Here is a 16759-nt window from a genome sequence, read left to right as displayed (position 1 = left end):
TAGGGTTAATGACAATGAATGGTTAACTAAATGTTATTGACTGGCAATGCATGTGTGACAGGAAATGATATATCTGTGAGCAGAACAGGACTCAGGGGCAGGATTGGTAGGACCACATCAGAAGGGAAGCGCAGATAAAAACCTCTCCCGCGGACGGGGAGAGGTCAGAAAGCAGGGGATCAGAATTCGGTTTTCGAAAAGCCGGTCATCTCGGTCAGCTTCATTTCGCGACCTAATTCGGTCATCGGATGCACCACCACCAGGCCGCGCACGCTTTTCTTCAGCTTGCCCATGTCGGCCTGTTCTTTTTTGGTGATGGCGCGGCGGAACGGCATATCCGCCAGTTTCTGCGCTTCTTTGCTCAGCTTATGCCCGTGCAGGGCGCGCAAACGGGCGATTTCGCCTTCCAGCGTCTCTTTTTCTTTTTCCAGCTCGGCGTATTTGTCGGCGGCTTCGGCCAGCGAAATATCGGCCTGCTGGTGGCGGATAGCGTCAAGGCGATCGCTCAGGCGTTTAATTTCACTCTTTTCAACTTCTTTCATGACAATTGGACTCTGAATCGGGGAGATATTGCGCTAAGGATACACTAAACCGCGGGCGGTTACTTCTGAAAGGCTTTTTTCAGGCTGATGCGGGAGATCAGCTCTGTCAGGGAAAGCACCATGGTGGAACGTACAACCTGTTGATAACGCTGCTTTTGCATGGCATAGAGATCGGCATCGCTGAGATCAAACTGCGGCGCGGGGGGCAGGGCGGCGACGCAGTGCAGCTCACCGAAGGGGCCCAAGATCTCGTCGTCGGTGAAAGCGTATTCGTTGCCGTCGTGATTCAGCTCTTCCCGCAGCGCCATCAGCAGCTCGGCGTCCTCGTATTCCGGACGGCTGATGACGCCAAGCCCGTAAATCAGTTTTAAGCGCACCGACAAATCGCCCAGCGGGCCGTTGCCGTCCAGCAGCGGCTCAACGGCATATTTCACCGCGTAATCGTCTTTGCGAAAAACCTGAAGCACCAGAATGTTCACCGCCTCGGTCAGTAGCTCGACGGCGGCGATCAAAAAGCTGCGTACGGTTTTGCCTGCATTAAGACGCTCAAGCACACGGTTTTCAAAGGCCTGGGTTTCTTCCATTATTGCCTGCATATCCGACAATCTGTTGTTCGGGCGCGGAAAGCTCCGCGCCGGGTTTGGCATCATGCCTTTGCGTTGTACGCGTTAACGGCCTCGGTCACGACGTCGCTCGCCGCGTCCAGCCCGGAAATCTGCGCCAGAGCCGCCTGCGGGCCTTTCTCTTCAATCAACTGCGCCAGCTCAATGGCCTGCGGATCCTGCTCGCTGCGATAGTGCATCGCGGCGGCAATACCCAGCACCAGGTTGTGATGCGGCAGGTCGTATTCCAGCGTGCCCAGCAGCGGCTTGATCAGGCGATCGCCCGCGCTCAGTTTACGCAGCGGCTGACGGCCAACGCGCTCGACATCATCTTTCAGATAGGGGTTTTCGAAGCGACCCAAAATTTTCTGGATATAGGCAGCGTGTTTCTGCGTTTCAAAGCCATAACGTTTGATCAGCACCGCGCCGCTTTCCACCATTGCACCTTTTACCACAGTACGGATTTTCTCGTCGAGAATGGCGTCACGGATAGTCTGCAGACCCGCCTGCTGGCCGAGATAGGCGGTAATGGCGTGGCCGGTGTTCAGGGTGAACAGCTTACGCTCCACAAAGGCCATCAGGTTATCGGTCAGCTCCATGCCCGGAATATTCGGCAGCGTGCCTTTGAACTGGGTCTGATCGACGATCCATTCGCTGAAGGTTTCCACGGTGACTTCCAGCGGATCGTTGGTGGCGGAGGCCGACGGCGGCACGATACGGTCAACGGCGGAGTCCACAAAGCCGGTATGTGCTTCCACCCAGGCTTTATCTTCTTCCGCCAGCGCGTTAAACACGTGACCTTTCAGCTGTGTGGTGCCGCGTACCATGTTTTCACAGGCGATGATGTTCAGCGGCGTGTCGTTACCCTGGGCTTTACGTTTTGCCAGACCTTTGGCGATAGCCGGTGCAATGCGCTCCAGCACCACCGGGCCAACCGCCGTGGTCACCAGATCAACCTGCGCGATGAGATCGATAACCTCGTCGCCAATGCTGCTGACCGCGTTAACACCTGAAACGGTGTCCACCTGTTCATTTTCACCGACAACGTGAACCTGATAGCTATGACGGGCATTCAGGGCGTCGAGCACCGCCTGATTCACATCGGCGAATGTCAGCTCAATACCCGCGTCCGCCAGCAATTTGCCGATGAAACCACGTCCGATATTACCTGCGCCAAAATGTAATGCTTTCATAGAATTACCTTCATCAATGTTTTTACCCGAGAGGGCTGGGGTGAGGAGGCGAATTCCCCTCACCCTAACCCTCTCCCAATGGGAGAGGGAAAAGGGCGTAACCTTACTTGTTCAGCAGAGCCAGCACTTCTTCAACGCTCTGCGTGTGCGTCAGGCGCTCAATCACAGATTCGTCGTCCAGCGCGTTGGTCAGGCTGGTGATCACCTGGATGTGCTCGTTGTTACGGGCGGCGATACCGATAACCAGACGGGCAATGTCGTCGGCATCATCACCGAAGCGTACGCCTTCCGGATACTGACAGAATACCACGCCGGTCTTCAGAACACGGTCTTTCGCTTCAACCGTACCGTGCGGCACGGCGATGGACTCACCCAGATAGGTCGGGGTCAGTTTTTCGCGATCCAGCATCGCCTGCACATATTCCGGCTCAACGTAGCCGCCTTTCACCAGCTGCTCACCGGCAAAAATAATGGCTTCTTCTTTGGTGCTCGCCGTGCGGCCCAGGAAGATGTTTTCTGCGCCGAGGCGGAACAGGTGGCTGTTACTTTCGTCGAAGCTGTCCTGCAGGCTGGTGCGCACTTTCTCTTCATTTTGCTCGTGGCGCTGTGCGGCAACCAGACGTTCAGTCAGGCTGGTGTACAGGCCGCTGTCGAGGAAGTTGGTCAGCGAAATATGCTGCGCCTGCGGCACCTGGCGCATCGCACGCTCGGTCAGGTCGCGGTGCGTGATCACCAGGTCAACATCGCCCGGCAGGTTGTTGATCGCGCTGTTGGTCACGGAGATGTTAGTCAGCCCCGCATCCTGCACTTTCTTACGCAGCACGCCTGCGCCCATGGCGCTGGAGCCCATACCGGCATCACAGGCGACGATGATTTTACGCACATGGCTCAGGTCGTTGGACACTTCGCCCGCGGTCAGCGGAGAGGCGCCTTTGGACTCGGCTTTCATGTCCTGCATGCGACGGGTTGCGGCTTCAATATCGTCATCTTCTTTCACTTTGCTGGTTTTCAGCAGAATGGCGGAGATAACGAAAGAGACGACCAGCGCTGCGAAGATTGCCGCGAGGTTAGCAAAATAGGCACCTTTCGGCGTCATTGCCAGTACCGCCAGGATAGAACCCGGAGACGCCGGAGACACCAGACCACCGCCCAGCACGCTCAGCGTAAACACGCCAGTCATACCGCCGAGGATCACCGCGATCAGCAGACGCGGATTCATCAGGACATACGGGAAGTAAATTTCGTGGATACCACCCAGGAAGTGGATGATTGCCGCGCCGCCCGCAGACTGTTTCGCGCTGCCGCGACCGAAGAACATATACGCCAGCAGCACGCCCATACCCGGACCCGGGTTTGCTTCGATCAGGAAGAAGATGGACTTGCCGAGATCGTGAGACTGCTGAATACCCAGCGGCGAGAAGATACCGTGGTTGATGGCGTTGTTGAGGAACAGGATTTTCGCCGGTTCAACAAAGATGGACGCCAGCGGCAGCATGTCATGGACAACCATGAAGTTAACGCCCGCAGCCAGTGCCTTGGACAGCACTTCCACCGCCGGGCCAATGCCGAGGAACGCCAGAATGGCGAGGATCATACCGATGATGCCGGCGGAGAAGTTATTCACCAGCATTTCGAAACCGGATTTGATCTTACCATCTACCGCGGCATCAAATTTCTTGATGCACAGACCGCCCAGCGGACCGGCAATCATAGCGCCGAGGAACATCGGCATATCTGCGCCCACGATAACGCCCATGGTGGTGATAGCACCGACCACGCCGCCACGCTCACCGCCAACCAGACGACCACCGGTATAACCGATCAGCAGCGGCAGCAGATAAGTAATCATCGGGCCGACGAGTTTCGCCAGCGTTTCGTTAGGTAACCATCCTGTTGGAATAAAGAGTGCAGTAATAATACCCCAGGCGATAAACGCGCCGATGTTGGGCATTACCATATTGCTAAGGAACCGACCAAAGCTTTGCACCTTGATCTTGATATCGGATGACATAAAACACCCCTTCTTATGTTTGCTAGCGCACAGGCCGGAAGCCCGAGGTTTGTTGTTAATGTGGCGGCAGAGGTAGCCGGACCCATGATGTGTGTGAGGCGAAATCTGGCACCGAATCGCCTTTCTGTCCAGACAGTGCCCTTTGGTGTGATCTGAATCACATAAACATAGGGTGTATCCGGGGATAAGGCGTGATCAACTTCACAAAACACTGGTGTAAAAAAAGAACACCGCCGAAAAAATCGACGCAGAATGGCTGTTAATGTGATGTTAATCACATTTGTATTTCATGACTTTGTTATTTATTTGTGATCTTAATCACAAGATATTTTTGTCAGGAGTTTTCTGACTGTGATCAAAGGCAAACTGTGATGTAGACGCAGACGACAGATGTAACTTCCTTACACTGCCGACACCTTACGGAACAGACTTTTCACATTTATGAAGGCGCCCCTGCCTTTTGTGCGGCGGTGGGCCATAATTATCTCTTCACAGGCGATTAAGGACCCGGCCATGAAACTGATTGGCAGCTACACCAGCCCCTTCGTGCGGAAGATTTCCGTGATCTTGCTGGAAAAAGGCATCACCTTCGAATTCGTCAACGAAATGCCCTATAACGCAGAGAATGGCGTTTCGCAATTTAACCCGCTTGGTAAAGTGCCCGCGCTGGTGACTGACGACGGCGAAACCTGGTTTGATTCCCCCATTATTGCGGAATATCTGGAACAGCTGGGTATGGCGCCTGCATTGCTGCCCAGCGATGCGAAAGCGGCATTACGGGTGCGGCAGCTGGAAGCGCTGGCGGACGGCATCATGGATGCGGCGCTGACCTCCGTGCGCGAGCAGGCCCGTCCGGCAGCACAGCAGTCGGAAAGCGAACTGGTGCGCCAGCGGGAAAAAATCAGCCGCGCGCTGGATGCCCTGGAACAATACGCCGCCAACGGCGTGTTGCAGTCGCAGTCCCTCGATCTGGCGAACATCGCTGTCGCCTGCGCGATTGGCTATCTGAACTTCCGCCGCGTGTCGCCAGGCTGGTGCGTGGAGCGCCCGCAGCTGGTGAAGCTGGTGGAAACGCTCTTCCAGCGCGAAAGCTTTGCCCGCACCGAACCGCCAAAGGCTTGATACGCATTATGACAGCCTGAGCAAAGACGCTGTACAATCCCCTCACGTCGACCCCTTCCCGACGGAGGGGCCAATCACAGCAAGGCAGTGTCATGACCCCTGAAAATCGTTCCCTGTTCAGCCAGATCCCGGCAACCGACCGTTTATTGCGTGATGACGCGTTCCGCCCGCTGTTAGCCACTTTTGGCCATACGCGGGTGGTGGAGGCGCTGCGCCTGTTGCAGAACGAGGCCCGCGCCGCCATCCATGACAGCCAGACGCTGCCAGACTGGAGCGCTGACTGGGCCGGGGCGACGCGCCAGCATCTTCATCATCAGCAGCAAAGCGCCATTCGTCCAGTGATCAACCTGACCGGCACGGTGCTGCACACTAATCTCGGGCGGGCATTACAGGCGGAAGCGGCGATCGAGGCGGTGGCACAGGCGATGCGTTCTCCGGTGTCGCTGGAGTACGATCTGGATGGTGCCGGGCGCGGACATCGTGACAGCGCGCTGGCCGCCATGCTGTGCCGTCTGACGGGGGCGGAAGACGCCTGTATCGTCAATAACAACGCGGCGGCGGTACTGTTAATGCTGGCGGCTACGGCCAGCGGCCAGGAAGTGGTGGTGTCGCGCGGCGAGCTGGTGGAGATTGGCGGCGCATTTCGCATTCCGGACGTCATGCGCCAGGCGGGCTGCGAGCTGCATGAAGTCGGCACCACTAACCGCACCCACGCGAAAGACTATCGTCAGGCCATCAACGACAATACTGCGCTGCTGATGAAAGTGCATACCAGTAATTATCAGATCGAAGGTTTTACGAAAGCCGTGGACGAAGCGGAACTGGTAGCTATTGGCAACGAGCGGGACGTGCCGGTGGTGGTGGATTTAGGCAGCGGCTCGCTGGTGGATCTCAGCCAGTACGGCCTGCCGAAAGAGCCCATGCCGCAGGCGTTGATCGCCGCGGGCGTCAGCCTGGTCAGCTTCTCCGGCGATAAACTGCTCGGCGGCCCGCAGGCCGGGATCATCGTCGGCAAAAAAGCGCTGATTGCCCGTCTGCAACAGCACCCGTTAAAACGCGCGCTGCGGGCAGACAAGATGACCCTCGCCGCGCTGGAGGCCACGCTGCGCCTCTACCTGCATCCGGAAAAACTCACGCAGGATCTGCCGACGCTGCGATTGCTGACCCGCGATACCGCGACGATCCGCGCCCTGGCGGAAAAACTTCAGCCGGTACTGGCCGCGCATTTTTCTGACTTCCATGTGCAGATCGAAGACTGTCTGTCGCAGATTGGCAGCGGTTCCCTGCCGGTGGATCGGCTGCCGAGCGTGGCCCTGACCTTCACCCCGCAGGACGGGCGCGGCAGCAGGCTTGAAACGCTCGCGGCGCAATGGCGCACAGGTGAAGTCCCGGTGATTGGCCGCATCACCGATGGCCGCCTGTGGCTCGATTTACGCTGTCTTGAGGACGAAACCCGTTTTCTGGAGATGTTACTGAAATGATTATTGCCACCGCCGGACATGTGGATCACGGCAAAACGACACTGCTGGAAGCGATCACCGGTGTAAATGCCGACCGCCTGCCGGAAGAGAAAAAGCGCGGCATGACCATCGATCTGGGTTATGCCTACTGGCCGCAGGCTGATGGCCGCGTACCAGGATTTATTGATGTGCCGGGCCATGAAAAGTTTCTCGCCAATATGCTGGCAGGCGTCGGCGGTATCGATCACGCGCTGCTGGTGGTGGCCTGTGATGATGGCGTGATGGCCCAGACTCGTGAGCATCTGGCGATTTTGCAGCTGACCGGCCAGCCAACCCTGACCGTGGCGCTGACCAAAGCCGACCGGGTCGACGAGGCGCGCATTGCTGCCGTTCAGGACGAGGTGCGCAACACGCTGCGGGAGTACGGCTTTACGAGCGCGGCGCTATTTATCACCGCCGCGACCGCCCAACGCGGCATCGATGAACTGCGCGAGCATCTGCTACGCCTCCCGGAGCGGGAGCACGTGCAGCATCAGCGTTTCCGGCTGGCGATTGACCGCGCCTTTACCGTGAAGGGCGCGGGCCTGGTGGTGACCGGCACGGCGCTGTCTGGCGAGGTGCGCACCGGCGATACCCTGTGGCTGACCGGCATTAACAAACCCATGCGCGTGCGCGGTCTGCATGCGCAAAACCAGCCGGTCGATCATGCGATGGCCGGGCAGCGTATCGCGCTGAATATTAGCGGCGACGCCGAAAAGGGATCCATAACCCGCGGCGACTGGCTGCTCAGCGAGGCGCCGTCGGAGCCGTCTTCCCGCGTTATCGTGGCGCTGCAAAGCCATACGCCCCTGACGCAGTGGCAGCCCTTACATATTCACCATGCCGCCAGCCATATCACCGGGCGCGTCTCGCTGCTGACCGACGATCTGGCCGAGCTGGTGCTCGACAGCCCGCTGTGGCTGGCGGATAACGATCGGCTGGTGCTGCGTGATATTTCGGCGCGTATCACGCTGGCTGGCGCGCGGGTGGTGATGCTCGATCCGCCCCGCCGTGGCAAACGTAAAACAGCGTATCTGGACTGGCTCGCTACGCTTGCCGCCGCGCAGGACGATACCAGCGCGCTGGCAGCGCACCTGATCCGCGGTGCGGTATCCCTGAGTCGCTTTGGCTGGGCGCGGCAGTTAAGCCGCAGCGGACTGGACGCGTTAACCCGCAATGACGGGCTGATCCAGTCGGGGGACAGCGTACTGAGCGCGGCGGTGGCCGCAGGCTGGCTGCGTAAACTGCTCGACACGCTGGCGACCTATCACGAACAGCATAAAGACGAACCCGGCCCCGGACGCGAGCGTCTGCGGCGCATGGCGCTGCCGATGGAAGACGATGCGCTGGTGTTGACGTTAATCGAGCGGATGCGGGAAAGCGGCGACATTGCCAGCCATCACGGCTGGCTGCATCTGCCGCAACACAAAGCCGGTTTTACCGAAGAGCAGGCGGCGATCTGGCAGCGTGCGGCACCGCTGTTTGCGGATGAACCCTGGTGGGTACGCGATCTGGCGCGGGAAACGGGCACGGATGAGCAGTTAATGCGGAGTGTATTACGACAGGCGGCGCAGCAGGGACTGATAACGGCGATCGTCAAAGATCGCTATTACCGTAACGATCGGATCGTCGCCTTTGCCAGTATGATCCGCGAACTGGATCAGGCGCGGGGATCAACCTGTGCGGCAGATTTCCGCGATCGGTTGAACGTTGGCCGCAAGCTGGCGATCCAGATCCTGGAATATTTCGACCGCATCGGCTTTACCCGCCGACGCGGCAACGACCACCTGCTGCGGGATGCGCAGCTGTTTCCGGAAAATAGCTGAATCCAGCCGGGTTTTTACCCGGCTTTAACCTGTTGTTTCGCCAGCCATACCGCGCCGAGCCTGCCCGCCTGGTTACCCAGTTTGCATGGCAGGATGGGCGCTTTCAGAAACTCCCACATCTCAAAGGTTTCCAGATGGCGATCGAGCAGCTGATAGACTTTCTCCTGCTCGCTTAATCCGCCGCCAATTAGCACAACCTGCGGATCGTACATGGAAATCACACTGTAAATGCCACGCGACAGAAAGCGCGCCCACTGGTTAACGGCTTCGCGCAGGTGCACGTCACTGTCCATACGTTCGAAAATCTCTTTGCCGTGAGGCATCTCTTCGGCGGAGAGTGCCAGCGCACGGCGGCAGGCTTCCATCAGGCCACGGGCGGACGCCACTTCATGCATGCATTCGCCGTCGTTACCGACCGGCATCACGCCAAACTCACCGGCACGGAAATGCGATCCGCGATACAGTTCGCCGTCAAAAATAATGCCGCCGCCGATACCGGTGCCGACGGTGATACAGACGACGTTGTCGTAATCCTGCGCTGCACCCAGCCAGCGCTCGCCCAGCGCGGCACAGTTGGCATCGTTCTCGACAATCACCGGCAGATCGCTGAGTTCCGCAAACAACTCGCGCAGGTTAATGCCGTCCATAAAGTCCAGCGCTCCGGCTTTCATGGCAACGCCAGTACGGATGTTGATGTATCCGGGGAAACTGATGCCAACGGCGACGATGTCGTGCTCCTTTTGATAGCCCTCAACCACCGCCTGCCATTTCTGCTTAAACGTCTCAACGTCTTCCGGCGTGTCGTACTCGTCCGAGGTCAGTTCCTCGCCATTCTCATCAATCACGCCGTGCTTGATGTGTGTACCACCCACGTCAAAACCAATAAAATACTGCATAGTTTTTTTCCTGTGATAACCGCTCAGGCTAAGTATGGTTCAGGCAGGCCAGCGCAACGTAAAGTAAGGTAATAAACACCTTCACTTATTCTTAAATTATGACGGGGTGGCAGGATAGATTAATCCAGTACAGCGATTCTCAGCGGCCTGAAGCGGCTGTAGATCCAAAGCCCAAGGCAGCTCAGTGAGCCAAGAATGGCCGTCATGATCGCACTCATAAGAATGCCGATAAGCAGCCCGACCGGCAGTGCAAGCAAACCATGAATATACTGCTGGTTCCAGCTCACGGTGTCGTAGCCAAAGCAGGCGAATAAGCCAAAGATAAAGCCCAGTACGGCCATGGGAATACTCAGGCCGATAAGCAGTAAACGATAAATGCTGCGGGCCTTAATACGTTTCATGTCGGTCACCGCGCGGTTTTCAGTATCCATACAACATCCTGTTGAGTTTAATGAATTACTATTATGGGCTGAATTCCCGCGCGGATCTAATATGCCGTTACTCTTCATTCACCCAGATACGCATCTCTCCTTCGCCTCGATTCGCCCAACTGAACCAGGGAATAAACGTCAGCTTCTGAGGGGTACGTCTGACGGGAGAAGCATCGTAATGCCACAGCGGTTGCTGCTCGGCCTGTGCGGCGGTACGTTTATAACCATCCGCCTGAATCAGCACTTTATGCGCAAAAATTCCCTTACCGTCCAGCGTAGTAAAGACGCTGTCCTCCGGCAGCCAGAGATTATGCAGCTCCTCGCCGTTATCGGCCTGCTCCAGACAATACACCAGCGGTCCGCGCTGTACGGCGACTTTACCAGCCTGATGGCGCACCAGCGGATTGCCATAAATCCGGCGTACCGGCATTGGCAGCGTCAGGGAAAGCGTATCGCCTTCCTGCCAGACACGGCGAAGATGCAGATAGCCTTTGCGGATCTCACCCATGGCCGGGCCGCCATTCAGCGTAATTGTCGGGTTGGGGCACCAGTCCGGCAGGCGCAGGGCCAGGATATGTTCCACCGGCTCCGGCGACTCGATACGCAGGGTAAGATTTTCCTGCCACGGGTAATTGCCGCTCAGCTGTAAGCGCAACGTTCGCTCCCCAACCGGAATCTCTGCCCGGTTGCCAATGTATAAATTAATAAACAGGGTATCTGCCTGTGGGGTATAAATGTAATGGCCGATGGAGGTCAGCAGACGGGCGATATTCGGCGGACAGCAGGCGCAGCCAAACCACCGCTGGCGCACCGGCTGGATGTGGTCATAAATATGATTAAATGGCAGCGAACGGGGCTGTACTTCCAGTGGATTAACGTAAAAGAAGTGTTTGCCGTCCAGCGCCATCCCGCCGAGCACCGTGTTATACAGTGCGCGCTCCATGACGTCGGCATAATGGCTGTCGCCTTCCATTTCCAGCATCCGCCGGGCAAACATCATCAGGCCAATGGAGGCGCAGCTTTCTGCATACACCGTATCGTTCGGCAGATCGTAATCGTGACTGAACGCTTCACCACGGCTCTGCGAGCCGATGCCGCCGGTAATATAGAGCTGACGGCGTGCCATGTTTTGCCACAACCGCAGACAATCCTGACGTTTTTGCTCATCTCCGGCCAGACGCGCCAGATGCGCCACGCCAGTCATCAGATAGACAAAACGTACCGCATGACCGATGGCACTGTCCTGTTCTGAAAGCGGTACGTGCGCCTGACTATAGGCCTTGTCTTTCACCATCCATGCGGTGCCATGATTCGGCCAGTGCCAGGTGCCGCCACGCTTTTCAAACTCAGTATCATAGAAATGCGGCTGAGTGCCGCGCTGTTCAACGAAGTAGGCCACGAGATCGCGATAACGCGTCTCGCCGGTGACTTCATACAGGCGCATCAGGGCCAGTTCGATTTCCGGATGCCCATCATAGCCCTGCAACTGGTCCACGCCCGAGCCAAAGACACGATCAATGTGATCGGCAAGACGGCAGACCACGTCGAGCAGAGCACGTTTTCCGGTGGCCTGAAAATAAGCTACCGCCGCTTCGATCATATGGCCAGCAGTGTACAATTCATGGCATTCCGCAAGATTCGTCCAGCGCTCGCCGGGCGCTTTTACCGTGTACCAGGTATTGAGGTACCCGTCATCACACTGTGCGGCGGCGATGAGCGTAATGACATCATCGGCAGTCTTTTCCAGTTCGGGGTCGGGCTTCTGGCACAGGGACCAGGCGACGGCTTCGAGCCATTTCGCCACATCGCTGTCCTGAAAAACCATGCCGTAAAATTCTCCCTCCTGCAGATCAGCGGCGATGCGGAAATTAGCAATCGCATGGCTGGGATCGGCATCCGGAATACGATCATTCAGTGCATCCCACTGGTAAGGGATCACCACATCGCGCACCAGACGCTGATACTCGCCTAAAAACGGATCGGTGACCTTGAGCGTGTGCAGGTCGGTTTCCATTACTTTCATTATCTTCTCCTCAGGACTGAACATGGCGCTGACGCAAATCGGTGGCAATACGCGACATCATCGGGTTATTAAGTTTGCAGGCACGAATAGTGACGGCCAGCAGCAGGTGGAAAAGGGCGGGCAACAGCGTTTCCATCGCCGTAATGCCCTGTAGCGAGGCGGGAGTTTGATTGCCTGCGCCGGGCTGGTAGGCGACGACGATAAAAAGCAGGCTGATGATCCCGGCGCTGGATGCCCAGGCGAGCTTGATAAAAAACAGGTTGAAGGCAAAGTTCATGCCGGAAGAACGGACGCCGGTTTTCCATTCACCGTAGTCATCGGAAAAGGCCATCAGCGAAAAGTGCAGCGGCAGCGTGAAGCCGAGGATCACGCCGTTACCAAGAATGACCGCCAGCCATAGGGTCTGATACGCCGGGCCGCCCGGTAAAAACCACATCCCGACAGCCAGCGCGGCCAGGACCAGATTGGTGTAGTAATACAGTTTTACGGCATCAATACGTCGGGTCAGGGGGTTAACAATCACCGAGCCTAAAATCGAGGCGAAAGTCACCATGGTAAAAAACAGCGAGGTATAAGCCGTACTGCCCTCCAGCACGTAGGTGATGAAATACATGTAGCCGCCGCCGCGAATATTGAACACGTTGATCAGCAGGAATGACATCACCAGCATCAGTAACAGCTGATCGTTTTTACGCAGCCCGGCAAGGTGTTCGCGCAGGGTAAATTTACCCATCAGCGCCAGCGGCACGCGTTCACGGACCCAGAAAAAGCAACATAAAAACATCACCACGGCGAGCGTGCACAGCACGCCAACGCCCAGCTGATAACCCCGGGCGGCGTCGCCCTTGCCCAGCACGTCCACCATCCACGGCAGACCAACCGAGACCAGAAAACCCGCCACGCCGCACAGTACGAAGCGCCAGGACTGGCACGAAATCACCTCATTGTGCCGTGTCGTCATGGTATTGATTAGCGCGCAGTAAGGAACGTTAATCGCCGTGTAGCCCACGGACAGCAGCAGATAGGTGCCAAACGCCCACGCAATTTTCACGCCCATGCTGGCATCCGGCACGGTGAAGGTCAGGAAACCGATAACGCCAATAGGTATGGCCATCCATAATTGCCAGGGACGAAACCGTCCCCAACGACTTTGCGTACGGTCGGCAATAATGCCCATTACCGGATCGGAAATAGCATCAAAGACGCGTAAGGCGATAAACAGCGTGCCGACCAACGCCGGTGTTAGTCCAAAAATATCGGTATAAAAAAAGGTAAGGAAATTCATTATCAGGCAGGTAATAACCGTGCCGCCGGCATCGCCCAGGCCGTAACCTATTTTTTCGCGTACCGATAATAGGGCGTCGTGATTAGAATGGGCGATATCTGTTTCAGACAGAGATGTAGAGGTCATCGATAACTCCTCGCAGCGTGGAGAGGCCGTTTTTACGTTGCCCGTGAAACACCACAGGCCGTTATTATGGGTTATGACCTTATTAATTCTGCCCGGATTATTACCGCCCACAAGGCAACAAAGAAGTATAAAAAGATGACGATCCCGACCTCATCGGAAAAGTGTGAAGCCGATCGAGCTGACGGGGAATAATTCATTAATAATCAATTTATAAGCCTTTAATTATTGGCGATAAGAACAGGAAATTGAATATTCATGCTTAATTTATCCATAATACATCCGATTAAAGTGCAAAATGGCGGTTTATTTATTTCACGCGGTATGGGGCGTCATCCGGCTCGTAAACTGAATTCATGGGAAGTGATTTTCGTCGAAAAGGGGACGTTGACGATCGAGGAAGAAGGGCAGCTATTTAAGGTTAGCGCCGGGCAAAGTCTATTATTATGGCCACAGCGGCGTCACGTAGGCGTGGAGGATTTTCCCGCCGATCTTAAATTCTACTGGCTGCATTTTGAAGTGCAGGAAAGCAGCCTGCCTGTTGAGTCGACGCTAACGCTTACCGTACCGCAGCATACTACGCCAGAGGATCCGCAATATGTTATTTCCTTGTTCCGCCAGTTTCTGAGCGAACAGGAAAAATTAACGCGCAGTGTCGCTCTGGAACTTATTTTATTACTGATCCTGCAACAAATTACCCTGACCGGAAGTGCCGAAACGCAGCAAGACGATCGGGGAGTGTCTTTTGCCTGGAAAGCGCAGCAGCTTATTCGTACGCAGTATCATCTGCCCGTTTCCACCGCCACGCTCGCGCGGGAATTACACTGCAATGCCGATTACCTCGGGCGCGTTTACCGGCGGACGTTTCACCTCACGCTGACGGAAGCGATCCACCGCCAGCGGGTGCGGACGGCAGAAAAGTTTTTACTCAGCGATGCGTGTTCGCTGAAAGAGATTGCCACGCTGTGCGGCTTCAGCGATGTCGGCTATTTCAGAAAAATTTTCCGTAAGCACACCGGCTTAACGCCCGCCGTCTGGAAACGGCGCTACTGCAAGGAACATATAAATTCATGAAATTATTATCGGTTTACAGAAAATTCAGTCAATCCATTAACGTAAGTTATTAAAATTCCACGTCACGGTGAGGTTATAGCGCCAGTCGCGACGGCGGTTGTCGGTGGGCAGATCGCCCGTGGGACGGGCGGCTTCCACCGCCAGCGTATAGTGTTTGTTATCGCCCACCATCACGCCTGCCGCCACCGAGCTTAACCGCTGCTGGCGAAAGCCGGACGCGTTATACCAGGTGCGTGCGGTGTCGGCCAGCACGTAGGGCTGTACCGTCGCCAGCCATTTGCTCTCTTTACGACTGTGCAGGTAGCGCAGCTCCAGTTGACCGCCATAGCCGTAATCGCCGCTGGCTTCGCCGTCCTGATAGCCGCGCCCGAAACGCTGCGCGCCGAACTGTACGCGCTCCGGATCCGGCAGCGTGGTATCAGACCAGACGCCTTCCATGGATGAACTCAGTCGCCATTTCTCCGTCATCATCCAGCCTGCATCCAGGTTGCCTTTCCAGCGGGTAAAGCTGAGATCGGTACCGGCCACCGGAGAGACGTCCGCGTCAAAGGTATCCAGCCCCTGGCGCAGGTTCAGCCGGGCGTTGATGCTGGCCTTACTGAATTCCCGGTAGCCGGTGATCCCCAGATCCAGCGCCGGATAACGGGTATGCTGGCTCTGGGATTCCAGCGGAATGGTCTGCCCGAAGCCGCGCGCCCGCAGGTCGATATCGTTACGTTTGTTGGTGTAGTCCACGCCGCCGGAGAGGCTGATTTGCTTCTGACGGGTGAGCAGCAGTGGATAGACAAAACTGATGCCGCCGTTGTATTGCGTGGATTGCTGGCGGGCATCCACCGTGAACCCGTTAAGATTCAGCAAGGGAGTGAACTCCTCAGGATCGTCACGATAAAAGCTGCCCCGAAGCTGCATATTCAGCCCTTCGTCAGTGAGGAACTGCTGATAATTAAGCCCGACATAAGTCTTGCGGGTTTCACCGTCCAGCGGGATAAAAGTGGCGACGCCGAGCTGATCGCCATAACTTGTGAAGTTGCTCAAGGTGCCGTTGACCAGCGCCAGGTTTTCGCCTCTGCGCACGTCGAGCGTGGAAGAGAGATCCCAGATACGCGGCTGGCTGGCGTCCACTTTCATCGCCGCCGCGCCATAAATATTCTTCGGCAGCTGCGCATTCACATCCACTTTGGTGCCCGGCGTGCGGGTCATCAGCAGGCTGTAGCGATCGAACGTTTCCTGTCGCAATGGCTTTTCGGTCATCATTTTTTCTGCCAGCCGCTTCAGGCGCGCGGCGATGCTGGCGTTATTGCTCTTAATATCGCTGTGAGCGACATACCCTTCGACCAGCACGATGTTAATTTTGCCATGGTGAAAATTATTGTCCGGCAGCCAGGCATAAGAGAGCGGATAGCCATCGGCCCGGTAGCGGGTGGTAATGTCATTCACCAGCCGGATGATCTCTTTCAGCGGTACGGTTTTGCCCGCATAAGGGCGAAAGGGGGCAAGCAGGCTTTTCAGCGGGTAAAGCTTGCCGCCAATAAACTGAATATGTTTGACCAGGATAGGCGTATCCGGGGTGAGCTGCGTGGCGGATTTCGGCACCGTTACCGTCGGCGCACGGCGCTGAACCGCAGTGGGATCCTGTTCGCCGGGTACGGCTTTTGACGGGTTAACCGGATCGATAATGGCGGGGAGGGTATCCGCCCGGGCGATGCCGAGCACCGCGCCGCACATGAGCGCATAGCAGAGGTGTAGTCTCATGATGCATTCCCTTCAGGAAAACGTGCCCCCGGACGGAGGCACGGAATAGCGTGTTATTGTTTAGGTTGTAATAGCCCGCCCACGATACCGGTCACGCCGCTAAGCGGTCCGGAGGCGGTCGTTCCACCGGTGTCATTGCTGGTTGTCGTCCCGGCACTGGCGGTCAGTCCGGCAGTCAGGTTATTGACCGTGGCGCCAACATTGGCTACCAGACCGGTTTTACTGGCATCCGCCGTCGCATCCACTGCGATACCGCCCGTTGAACTGGCCGGAGGCGCGGTCACGGTGGCCGGTTTTACCACGCCGCCGACATCCGCAACCGTCTGGCCGAGATTGCTGACCACCTGGCCGACGCCGCTCAGGCCCGCATTACTGCTGGT

General features: G+C 56.8%; 13 protein-coding genes and 1 pseudogene. 4 read left to right on the top strand and 10 right to left on the bottom strand.

Annotated features, from left to right (window positions below; genetic code table 11):
* Positions 1-179: 179 nt before the first annotated feature.
* The 4 genes from QRD42_RS04285 to QRD42_RS04270 all read right to left on the bottom strand — a co-directional run bounded on the left by QRD42_RS04285 (position 180) and on the right by QRD42_RS04270 (position 4348).
* Complete coding sequence (locus tag QRD42_RS04285; RefSeq protein WP_072571066.1) at positions 180-542, bottom strand: YibL family ribosome-associated protein; 363 nt, start codon at positions 540-542, stop codon at positions 180-182.
* A 59-nt stretch (positions 543-601) separates the two neighbouring features.
* A complete protein-coding gene (gene mtlR, locus QRD42_RS04280) occupies positions 602-1192 on the bottom strand; it encodes a mannitol operon repressor MtlR (RefSeq protein ID WP_072571067.1) in 591 nt (196 codons plus the stop codon).
* Positions 1189-2337, bottom strand: coding sequence for a mannitol-1-phosphate 5-dehydrogenase (gene mtlD / locus QRD42_RS04275; protein ID WP_321988254.1), 1149 nt, complete (start codon positions 2335-2337; stop codon positions 1189-1191). The genes mtlR and mtlD overlap by 4 nt, the downstream gene beginning before the upstream one ends.
* A gap of 103 nt (positions 2338-2440) precedes the next feature.
* Positions 2441-4348: a PTS mannitol transporter subunit IICBA gene (locus QRD42_RS04270; protein WP_321988253.1), complete on the bottom strand. Its 1908-nt coding sequence runs from the start codon at positions 4346-4348 to the stop codon at positions 2441-2443.
* A 513-nt stretch (positions 4349-4861) separates the two neighbouring features.
* Between QRD42_RS04270 and QRD42_RS04265 the strand changes: the two genes are divergently transcribed.
* From QRD42_RS04265 to selB, 3 genes are all read left to right on the top strand, one after another.
* Positions 4862-5470: a glutathione S-transferase gene (locus QRD42_RS04265; RefSeq protein WP_072571070.1), complete on the top strand. Its 609-nt coding sequence runs from the start codon at positions 4862-4864 to the stop codon at positions 5468-5470.
* A gap of 92 nt (positions 5471-5562) precedes the next feature.
* Positions 5563-6951 carry an L-seryl-tRNA(Sec) selenium transferase gene (gene selA, locus QRD42_RS04260; RefSeq protein ID WP_321988251.1) on the top strand — a complete coding sequence of 463 codons (1389 nt, stop codon included), beginning with the start codon at positions 5563-5565 and terminating at the stop codon, positions 6949-6951.
* Positions 6948-8795 carry a selenocysteine-specific translation elongation factor gene (gene selB, locus QRD42_RS04255; protein ID WP_321988250.1) on the top strand — a complete coding sequence of 616 codons (1848 nt, stop codon included), beginning with the start codon at positions 6948-6950 and terminating at the stop codon, positions 8793-8795. Before selA ends, selB begins: the two co-directional genes overlap by 4 nt.
* A gap of 14 nt (positions 8796-8809) precedes the next feature.
* Here selB and QRD42_RS04250 read toward each other — a convergent pair whose 3' ends face one another.
* The 4 genes from QRD42_RS04250 to QRD42_RS04235 all read right to left on the bottom strand — a co-directional run bounded on the left by QRD42_RS04250 (position 8810) and on the right by QRD42_RS04235 (position 13556).
* Positions 8810-9691 carry an ROK family protein gene (locus QRD42_RS04250; protein ID WP_321988249.1) on the bottom strand — a complete coding sequence of 294 codons (882 nt, stop codon included), beginning with the start codon at positions 9689-9691 and terminating at the stop codon, positions 8810-8812.
* Between the two features lie 119 nt (positions 9692-9810).
* Positions 9811-10122 carry a hypothetical protein gene (locus QRD42_RS04245; RefSeq protein WP_072571074.1) on the bottom strand — a complete coding sequence of 104 codons (312 nt, stop codon included), beginning with the start codon at positions 10120-10122 and terminating at the stop codon, positions 9811-9813.
* Between the two features lie 67 nt (positions 10123-10189).
* Positions 10190-12145, bottom strand: coding sequence for a glycoside hydrolase family 127 protein (locus tag QRD42_RS04240; RefSeq protein WP_321988248.1), 1956 nt, complete (start codon positions 12143-12145; stop codon positions 10190-10192).
* Positions 12146-12155: 10 nt separating this feature from the next.
* Entirely contained in the window at positions 12156-13556 is a 1401-nt protein-coding gene (locus QRD42_RS04235) for an MFS transporter (protein ID WP_321988247.1), read from the bottom strand.
* Positions 13557-13811: 255 nt separating this feature from the next.
* On the opposite strand from QRD42_RS04235, the gene QRD42_RS04230 reads away from it, so the two are divergent.
* Entirely contained in the window at positions 13812-14627 is an 816-nt protein-coding gene (locus QRD42_RS04230; RefSeq protein WP_321988246.1) for an AraC family transcriptional regulator, read from the top strand.
* 36 nt (positions 14628-14663) lie between these two features.
* Here QRD42_RS04230 and QRD42_RS04225 read toward each other — a convergent pair whose 3' ends face one another.
* The gene (locus tag QRD42_RS04225) at positions 14664-16379 is read right to left on the bottom strand and encodes a ShlB/FhaC/HecB family hemolysin secretion/activation protein (RefSeq protein WP_321988245.1); all 1716 of its coding nucleotides are present in this window, start codon (positions 16377-16379) and stop codon (positions 14664-14666) included.
* 53 nt (positions 16380-16432) lie between these two features.
* Positions 16433-16759: pseudogene (locus QRD42_RS04220) on the bottom strand (hypothetical protein); the annotation flags it as partial.

It is taken from the genome of Enterobacter sp. PGRG2 (assembly GCF_030291195.1).
Classification (GTDB): Bacteria; Pseudomonadota; Gammaproteobacteria; order Enterobacterales; family Enterobacteriaceae; genus Enterobacter_D.
The sequence above is the reverse complement of the archived record's forward strand: the minus strand, read 5'-3'. Positions and strand labels throughout refer to the sequence as shown.

Excerpts from the sequence above, each read along its gene's own strand:
- mtlR (WP_072571067.1), bottom strand. The coding sequence starts at position 1,192 with ATGATGCCAAACCCGGCGCGGAGCTTTCCGCGCCCGAACAACAGATTG.
- QRD42_RS04270 (WP_321988253.1), bottom strand. The coding sequence starts at position 4,348 with ATGTCATCCGATATCAAGATCAAGGTGCAAAGCTTTGGTCGGTTCCTT.
- QRD42_RS04240 (WP_321988248.1), bottom strand. The coding sequence starts at position 12,145 with ATGAAAGTAATGGAAACCGACCTGCACACGCTCAAGGTCACCGATCCG.
- selA (WP_321988251.1), top strand. The coding sequence starts at position 5,563 with ATGACCCCTGAAAATCGTTCCCTGTTCAGCCAGATCCCGGCAACCGAC.
- QRD42_RS04230 (WP_321988246.1), top strand. The coding sequence starts at position 13,812 with ATGCTTAATTTATCCATAATACATCCGATTAAAGTGCAAAATGGCGGT.
- QRD42_RS04225 (WP_321988245.1), bottom strand. The coding sequence starts at position 16,379 with ATGAGACTACACCTCTGCTATGCGCTCATGTGCGGCGCGGTGCTCGGC.
- QRD42_RS04235 (WP_321988247.1), bottom strand. The coding sequence starts at position 13,556 with ATGACCTCTACATCTCTGTCTGAAACAGATATCGCCCATTCTAATCAC.
- QRD42_RS04265 (WP_072571070.1), top strand. The coding sequence starts at position 4,862 with ATGAAACTGATTGGCAGCTACACCAGCCCCTTCGTGCGGAAGATTTCC.
- QRD42_RS04250 (WP_321988249.1), bottom strand. The coding sequence starts at position 9,691 with ATGCAGTATTTTATTGGTTTTGACGTGGGTGGTACACACATCAAGCAC.
- mtlD (WP_321988254.1), bottom strand. The coding sequence starts at position 2,337 with ATGAAAGCATTACATTTTGGCGCAGGTAATATCGGACGTGGTTTCATC.
- selB (WP_321988250.1), top strand. The coding sequence starts at position 6,948 with ATGATTATTGCCACCGCCGGACATGTGGATCACGGCAAAACGACACTG.
- QRD42_RS04245 (WP_072571074.1), bottom strand. The coding sequence starts at position 10,122 with ATGGATACTGAAAACCGCGCGGTGACCGACATGAAACGTATTAAGGCC.
- QRD42_RS04285 (WP_072571066.1), bottom strand. The coding sequence starts at position 542 with ATGAAAGAAGTTGAAAAGAGTGAAATTAAACGCCTGAGCGATCGCCTT.